This window comes from Candidatus Margulisiibacteriota bacterium (assembly GCA_041661965.1).
GTDB lineage: Bacteria > Margulisbacteria > WOR-1 > O2-12-FULL-45-9 > XYB2-FULL-48-7 > XYB2-FULL-45-9.
In genome coordinates this window covers 57,463-66,347 of the sequence record JBAZTH010000001.1, presented here as the reverse complement: position 1 = coordinate 66,347, position 8,885 = coordinate 57,463, and the positions used below count along the sequence as shown (strand labels likewise).

The following is an 8,885-nucleotide window of genomic DNA, read 5'->3' as shown; positions in this document are numbered from 1 at the left end:
ATGGTAGATTTTAGCGGCATACTAAAGACCTCTTATGATTATTCCGTTAAGAAACAAATCGCTTCGGACGGACGTCCGATCGCTGACTTGGATAACAACGACAACGACGCCGATGGCAATTTCGATGAAAAATTAACCTATTCTGAAGGAGCTTCCTACGCCCTGCTCCGAGCGGTCGAAATGAACGACCGGACGACTTTTGACCGGGTCTGGCAGTGGGTCCAAACCAATCTGCAAAGAAAAAATATCCGCCAGGTTTTTAACTCCAACACCCGGACCTGGCAAGCTTTCAATAAAAACGATCATCTTTTCGCCTGGCGCTGGACCCCCGATTGCGGCGGCCGCGCCGGCGGGGTCGTCGCCACCCATTTTGATTCCGACCCGGCTTCCGACGCCGACCAGGATATTGCCGCCGCTCTCATCCAGGCTCATCAAAAATGGGGAAGCGCCGGCCAGATCAATTACCAAGGCGAAGGACTGGCTGTTTTAAACGACATCTGGAACAAGGAAACCAGAGTTGTCGCCGGCCGCCGGGTCCTGCTCGCCGGCGACACCCAAGATAAGACCCGCGATCCTTTCGACAATAGCCCGACTTTCGGCATCAACACTTCATATTTCCGGCCTTCTTATTACGATCGTCTTTTTGCCAGCGCCGACCAAGCCCACGACTGGCGCTCGATGGTCGCCCCGGCCTATGAACTGATCGAGCGGTCGGCGGACGCCACCGTTTATGATCCCGCCAAACAAAAGGTTGTCGGCAATAAAAATCTTACCCCCGCCTGGATCGCGATCGACAACCAATTCAATCTTCACGATTACAGCTGGCAAAAGGATGATCACACCGGAAAAGATTTCTACTTCGGCGGCGATGACGCGTTCCGGACCCTTTATTGGATGGCAGTTCGGCTTAAGGAAAACCCGAACGACGCGATGGCCAGACGGTTTTTTAACGATCGGACCGGCACGCCCGCTGACTTTGGCCCATATTCTTTTTTGCGACAGCAGCTTAGCAGCAGCGGCAGCGGCACAATCTTCAGCAGTTACCTGCTTGACGGCCGTGAACACTGGGGCAGCGAAACTCCCCAGTCCCTCGCCGCTTACCTGGTCTACTTCTGGGCGGCCGGCGACACCGACTCGGCCAATAAAATCCTCACCCGGATCCAGGCCCGCTACGACGACAAACAAGGTTCCTGGCAAGCGTCGGAAGACGACGATTATTATGCGCAAAATTGGGTCTGGTTCGCGTTAAGCTTGATGAACCATCACTCTACCCAGGGGATCGTCATGCCCCAGTCAAGGACCGCAAAACAAGAAACAACCCTGCCGCGCGAGTTTATCCGTTTCGACGAAACGCCTTCTTTTCTAAAAACCAGAAACGAGACCCAGATCGCTGAACTGACCCGAGCAATGGCCAGCAAGGACAACCAAGGTTATCTGGCCTCGTATCATCGCGCCAGAGCGCGCGCCTGGGTTACCGCTGACGCGAAAATGTTTTCCGCTTCCCATACGATGTTCGATCTCCTCTTTGTCCGCTTCCTGAAAAAACGTGAAATCGGTGATCCAACCTATCTGGATGACCTCAATACCGCGATCAAAAGCTTCAGCGGCGCGGGGGATATTTATCAAAAATCCCAGATCGCTTTTATTTTAGCAGCGGAACCGGATAAATATCCGGACCAGCTTAAGACCCTCGGTTTTGGCCGTAATTTGCCCGCCGGTTTGACCAAAAAAGAAATCCGGTATCGGCTCTATCAAGAGATCCACGCTTATTACAGCCGGGTCCCCAGCAACGCGACGATCCGCAATCTCCCCGATCCGGAGCTCGAAGGAGAAATGATCCTGCAAATGGCGATCAACGCCCCCGACCGGACAAAAGCCGACGGTTACTATGAAGCGGCCAAACGCAAATTCGACCTGGTTTTGACCAACCAGGTCAGCGAAGACCCCAAAATAAACCGGGGAAAAACTTACAACGATCTTTCCCGGGCCCAGCATCCGTACGAAGCGCGGCGGCGGCTCCGCTTTGCCCGCGGCAACGCGCAAATCCAAAAAGCCCAGGTTCTGCTTGCCCTCTCTGGAGAAGAGATTTCTCCAACCCAGGCGCTCGGTCGGATCACCGCCGCCTACAACTTGCTCAAACAGGCAACCCGGGTCAGTGAAATAACTGACCTCTTTTTTGTCCAGATCAAGCAGATGGCGGCGGAGTGCCTCCTCCGCGCTTCGTTCATTCTCAAAGACCTCAACCTGCGGAACACCGCTTTATCCATTAACGGAGTGACCGGTCACACCCATTTAAGGCTACTCCGAGTCGCCAGCGCCTTCCTGGCCGACAACACCCGTTGGCTCAACGGTTATAACACGACCATCATCACCGCTCCGGCCAATCGGCCTCTTTGGGTCAAGCAGATGGAAGCCTTCAACTACCTTTGGCAGGTCAAAGAAGAGATGTTCCGGGCCGGCGAGACCAGGACCGGACAGCCGAAAGATTACGCTCTCACCCAGCTGGTCATGCTCCAAAACGCCGAGACCAACATTCGTAAGATCATCGGCCAAACAGATCTCCTGGAGCCGGAAATTATTGCCGATGCCAAACGGACCCTGGCGGAAAACTTGACCCGCCAGGCTTTTATCGCCGTCGATTTCAACGCCGCGCAGGACAAGCCGGTCCGGCACGGGAAAAACACCGTCACCATCAAAGGGTACACCGCGCTCCTTGGCACGCCAAGCAGACCGGGCGAAGCCGGTCGCTTGTTAAACGAAGTCGCCGCGTTGCCAGTGACCGAAAAACTCCGCGAGATCCAGGCGGAAGCCTGGGTCTGGCTCGGCAAAATCGCCCTCGCCCAAGCCGATAAAGAACAGGACCGCGAACGAAAAGAAGCGATCCTGGTCGCCGCGGCCGGACAATTGAACGGGGTCTTCGGTTTGGCCGAAACCGGCCGACCGCTCCTCCGAGGGACCAGTCTTTCTTCCGCCCTGCAAACGGTCGGCGATATTCTCGCCGCCCAGAAAAACTTCACCGACGCCGGTCTTTTTTATCGTCTGGCGATCGGCGAAAAAACCGACTTGTCGGCGGACGAACTAACCCGCTTCCCCGCCCTGCGCGAACTTTTCACGGTCAAGCAAGGGGCGGCCGCCGCGCCTTTTGCCGAACTGCTGACGCTCGAAGACCTTAAAGGCGTTTTCGGCCGCAACTACTTCGCCCTCTCCGGTTTAGGCGATATCCTCAACTGGCAGGGACGTTACGCCGATTCTCTCCCCTACTATCAGCGGGTAACGCCAGACGCCGTCGCTTATCCCAAAGCCCAGCTCGGAATGCTGGAAGCTGGAATGCGGACCGACGAAACTTATAGTCCCCGGCAGATCGCCGCGCTGGAAGGAAAAGCAAAAGCGATCTTCGCTTCCGAGCCGCCAGCGTCTTCTCTTATCCTGCGGGCGCTGGACGACCTGACCGAAGCCTATCGGACCGACGAAGACCTTCAAGAACGGATCGTTTTTATCGGCCAGGAACTCCTGGGAGGAGAAACGCCGGAACTCACCAAAGTAGAAACGGAAGTTAACGGCAATCGCAAAGCAATGAGGGAAATGCTCGCCCCGATCGACCGCCCCAACCTGGAGCCGAGGGTCAAAGCCAACCTTTGGCTTAACATGGCGGAAGGACTCCTCTGGCGCCAGCGCTTTGACGAGGCTATCGACCTGCCGGTCCCGACCGAAGTCAAAACAGTTATCGCCAATCGCGATATTTACCGGGTCAGATTTAATTTAATCCAGGTCGAAGCCAAAATGCGGCGGGACTTTGGCGCCAAGCCGTTCCTTGATTTTCTCGGCGCTTCCCTGGAAAACAGCGAAGCGATCAGGATCGCCCTGCGGGAAAAAGATCCCGACCTGGCCGCCCGGATCATTTTGGACTTGAGCGAAGCCTATGTCGTCGAAGAGAGCTGGCCGCAAGCGGTCGCCGCGACCAATGTTAAGGCCGCCCTGCTCAAGCAGGTTGAAACCTTATTTGAAAGCCGCCGGCTCGGTTACCGCCGGCTCGAGCTCGGGCTCGCCTATCAGCGGGTCGAAGCCAATATCGGCGGGAAAGAATTCGCCCAGGCGGAAAAAGACGCCCTGGCAATTCCCGCGCTGACCAGCGCGATCCGCCGCGACGATCCCCACCTCGCCTATGTTGCCAATCGGGGAGACGCCCAGAGCCTGGTCTTCTTGGGCGATCTGTATTCTTATCGCTGGATCGGGGAAAATTTCGAGGCTTCCCGAGATCGTTATAATGACGCCTTAAAAAAGGTTAAAGATGACAATACTAAAGACAGCCGGCTCCTCCGGGCCAAGATCCAATACGGGCTCGGCCAGGTCTATAATTTCGGCCGGCCGATCATGGATTACCCGACCGCCAAACAAAATTACGAACACGCTCTGCGGACGCTCGATACTCTGCCGCAACGCTCCATCCCCAAGCTGGAACTACTTGCCAAGATCTATCTGGGACTGGCCACCCTGGAGCAAAAAGAAAACAACCAGGCGGCCATGCGCGAATATTTGGAAAAAGCTCGCTTCTATCTTGATCAAATCCGGCGGCCGCTCAAAGAGATCGCCCTTTCTTTGCGCCGAATGGAAAACAGCGTCTTGGCCCCCAATGTTTCCGTCGCCGCGACCCATTTCGAAGAAACGAGCGGCAACTATGCCTCCAGGGAAGACCGGTTAGCCACGCGCTTCGCCCTCCCGTTCCTGCGCGACCAATATATTCCCAGCCTCTCCTATTTTGCCGACAACCGGACCTCCAGCCAGGGCAACCGCTCCCTGGGCGCCGCTTACCTTGGTTTGCGCGCCAATCCCGACCTACCCTGGGTAAGACGAACCATGACTTTCGACCTTAATTATCGCTTCCTGCAAAGCGGCGCGCAAGATCCACACTCTTCCGCTCCCAAGCCGATCTTCAACCGTCAACCTAACGTCGAAGGGAGCGTCCAATTGTTCACCCGCTACGCGCTGGGGACCGCTTCTCACAGCCGAGACTTTAATAATTCCGATCTCAACACGACCTATTTAAGTTTAGGCTTAAACTCCGCCGGTTTCTTCCCTCGTTGGCCGGTCCAGGTCCAGGCCAACGGTTTCTACAGCAATTATAACTTCTTGTCCGACGGCCGCTTTCCGGCCCGGCAAGACGCCGGCCTTGATCTTAAGATCAAAGGCGATCTGGCCGAAGCGACCCCCGCGGTCAGCCATAACACCCTCTCTGCGGAATTAGGCTTGGGCTTTGTTTTCTATCAGCATGAGCGGGTTCCCGGCGGCGGCGCCAACGGCAAAGACCTCGATATCAGCCGCGGCCTATTTAACGTCGGGAATGACCGATCCGAAGGAACCCCCGATTATCTGCGCGGTGGTAGCGGCTCAAATCCATTCTGGGGACCGGTTCCTCTCCGAGCCAATCTGGCGCTCAAATGGAATCCCGGCACCATCGGGGTTTTCCAGCTCTGGGGAGGACTCAACTATCAAGCGACCGACCAGTTCTCTTACCGGAGCACGAATGTCGGATTAAGCGCGGACTTTGCCCAGTTCTTACATTTTTAACTGAAATTTTCAACAAAAGATAACGATAATTATATGGAAAGAACGTCGATCAAGAAAGGGAGAAAATAAATGGATATTTATAACGGCCTCAATTTAGTCGGAAAATACGAGAACGGGATGTGTATTCCAGCCGATTCGACCTCAAGTTCTCCCGCAAAAAACATTAAACCGGAGGCGGATCCCCGTGGATCCCTCCCTCTGCCGAACAACATCATGCCCCGCCGACCCTTAACCCTGGCCGACTTTAACCCTTTGGGAATGTTCATTGGCTGCGTCAACCCGGCCGGTTCGTCCGCCTGCCAAAGCATCGGCGACGGAATCGGCAGTTTTTCGATGAACATCCCCAATGGCGTCAATCAGTACAGTATTCCAGTCGGGACCCCGATCGAGTTTAAAGTCGCGATCGCCAATGCCGAATGCGTCGATCCGTCCAAGATCAGCGTCAGGCTGGAAACCGGCAATGGCAACTTTGACCTGGCTTACGCCAACGGTGTTTTCTCGACCACCCAAAACGCCGATAAAGCGTGGGGCAAGCCGATCAAGCTCGTCGTCCGCGACGGCGACAACAAGATCGTTACATCGCAAAGTTTCAACGATTTCGCGATCAGCACCGACTCCACCGGCGCTTCCGGAAATTATCAGGCCGGAATCAACGTCGGTTACGAAGACAGCGGCCACTACGCCCGCCGGGCCATCACCCTCTCCCCTAACTGGTCAAGTGAAATCCCTGCCGGGACCTTGAATTACAGCTGGGAAGTCAAGGACCCGGACGGCAACCCGGTCAATTTAACGATCGGCGGCAACAATGCCGCCTTCACCCCGATGCGCGACGGCACTTTTACCGCGACCTTGACGATCACTGGAGAGAAACTGGAAAAACCGCTCACCGTCCAGAAGAGCGACATTATCGTTTACCCTTTCCCGGCGCCGGGCCTCAAGATCGACGGCAACCTTTATCCCAAAGGGCTTTCGGAACAAAGCTACCTCCCGGTCCTGATCCCGAGCGATTACCGCCCGGAACTCGGCCCGGAAGATGAAGCGGCAATCTGCTCTTTCAAACTCTATCACTTTTTCAACGGCGCGCCGGTCGAGGACGGGGCCGCCGACCAGTCTTGCCGGACCGGCGGACAGCCGAACCCTTTCAGCTTCACTTTCCCGGAGGTCGCGACCAACACCAATTACTATCTGGAAGTCAAAGCGGTCGGCGGCGACAATTCTTATGAGATCGCCAAGACCGAAACGATCTCGGTCGCGCCGTCGGGCAGTATGACGGTCACCGGCGATTTCACCGTCGCCACTCCTTATTCGGAACGCCTCGCCCACCGGCCGATCACGCTTAACGCCCTGATCATCGACGGCGCGGCCGCTTACCGCTGGGAAGTTGTCGCCAAAGACAACGTCCCTTATTCAACTCCGCTCCTTATCGGCGAAGGCTTGGCGCCAACCGTCTCCCACACTTTCGACGAGGCCGGAAAATACGCGATCAAATTGACCGTCCTCGACGCCAATCAGGAAGTCCTGGCCACCGTCACCAAAGAAGGGGCCGAGGCGCTGGAAATCTACCCCTTCCCGGCCCCAGCGGTCGCCGTCAGCTGGGTCAATAATAACGGCCTCTTCGTTAATAAGCCGATCGCTATTTCCGCCCTCATTTTGCGCGACTGGCCGGAAGACCTGGCCGCCACGCTTGAATGGAGAATCAGTCACACTGAACTTCAAGGGGGACAGCCGACCCAAGTCGATGATTTTGTCTATAGCGGCGTGAAAAATATTGAGCCGGTCTTCGCCGTTTCCCGCAGTTATCGGGTTGATCTGAAGGTTGTCAGCAATGCTTACAGCGTCGATTATACCGCGCCGGTCCCGCTGGAAATCTACACTCCTTATGCCGGAACACCGCAGGTCTTAATTAACGGCAGTTTGGAGTATTCCTACTCCCAGGGGGAGACCGCCACCAACATTTCCGGTTGGACCGATTCGACCAATCCCGACGCCAAATACCGCTGGACGATCACCAAGCCCGACCTGACCCAGCAGATCGTTGACGCCAAAGACATCCCTTCATTTAATTTCGCCCAAACCGGCGAGTACGCTTTCAAACTGGAAGTCCTTGACGGCAGCGATAATCTTATCGGCTCCGCCAGCCGCCTGGTCAACATCTATCCAGTCGCCGGCGCGATCCCGCAGGCGACAATCTCCGGCAACCTTGAATATTCCTTACATCAGGGAGACGTCGTCTCTAATATTACCGGCTATTCAAGCGATAACGATCCTAATAACCAGTATGAGTGGAGCGTGGTCGCTCCCGATCCGAACGATCCGTCCGGCTTTGTCACTATTCCCTACTCCGGCCAAACGATCGCCTCGTTTGACTTCCCGAACACCGGTGAATACCTCTTTACCTTTACCGTCAAAGACAGCCAGGGAAACATTAAGACCACCGCTTCCCGGAAAGTCAACGTCTACGACAAGGCTGTCGCCATCCCGCCGGCCGGCATTGTCGGACCAACCTCCGGTAAAGTCAACGAAGGGATCCCTTTATCGGCGGCCGTAATCGACGGAGCGCTCTACACCTATACCTGGGATTTCGGGAATGGAACCTTTGGTAGCGGTCCGATCCCAACCCCACCGGTTTACGCCAACGAAGGGGCCTACCCGGTGAAACTGGTCATGGCCCGGATCGACGACCCGACCGTTAAGACCGAGGCCAATTGGATGATCACCATCGTCAAACAGACAGTCACCCCGCCGGCCGTCCAAATCTTGTTTCCCCCGGCGGCGGAAGAAGACACTCCGGTCCCGATGAGCCTGACCGTCGCCGACCCGCTGAATTGGGAGATCACCTGGGATTTTGCCGATGGCAAACCGTTTGGTTCGGGGACCGACGTCAGCCATCAGTTTGACAACGGGGGGATAAAGCAAATGGTCGTTAAGCTTAAAAGCACAATCGACGGAATGGAATATTACTTCTATCCCCAGATCTATATCGCCACTCATGGCAGTCCGGTCCCGAACCTGGTGATCACTCCGGGACAGGGCCCCTCGCCGCTCGCGGTGGTCGCCGACGCCGGCCTAAGCTACCCGACCGGCAGCGGCGCGAGCCTCGTGAAATACACTTTCTACTGGGGCGACTCCCCGTCCGCGATTGAAAGCGGCAGTGCCGCCAGCTTGCCGCACACTTTTGCCTGCGCCGCGACCGACGCCTGTAAATATACCGTTCGGGTCGTCGTCGAGGACAGCAACGGCAAGACGTCGGAGCTGACTTCGTTGGTCACGGTTTGGCCGCAGTAAAGTGAAATTTTTCCGGAAAGTCAACGATAATACAT

General features: G+C 56.0%; 2 protein-coding genes. Both read left to right on the top strand.

Annotated elements, in window-relative coordinates; genetic code table 11:
* Nucleotides 1-5,565 (top strand): glycosyl hydrolase family 8, encoded by a 5,565-nt coding sequence (locus tag WC772_00170; protein ID MFA6169173.1) that lies wholly within the window; start codon nucleotides 1-3, stop codon nucleotides 5,563-5,565.
* Between the two features lie 69 nt (nucleotides 5,566-5,634).
* Nucleotides 5,635-8,850 (top strand): PKD domain-containing protein, encoded by a 3,216-nt coding sequence (locus tag WC772_00165; GenBank protein MFA6169172.1) that lies wholly within the window; start codon nucleotides 5,635-5,637, stop codon nucleotides 8,848-8,850.
* Nucleotides 8,851-8,885 lie beyond the last annotated feature (35 nt).

Excerpts from the sequence above, each read along its gene's own strand:
- WC772_00165 (MFA6169172.1), top strand. The coding sequence starts at position 5,635 with ATGGATATTTATAACGGCCTCAATTTAGTCGGAAAATACGAGAACGGG.
- WC772_00170 (MFA6169173.1), top strand. The coding sequence starts at position 1 with ATGGTAGATTTTAGCGGCATACTAAAGACCTCTTATGATTATTCCGTT.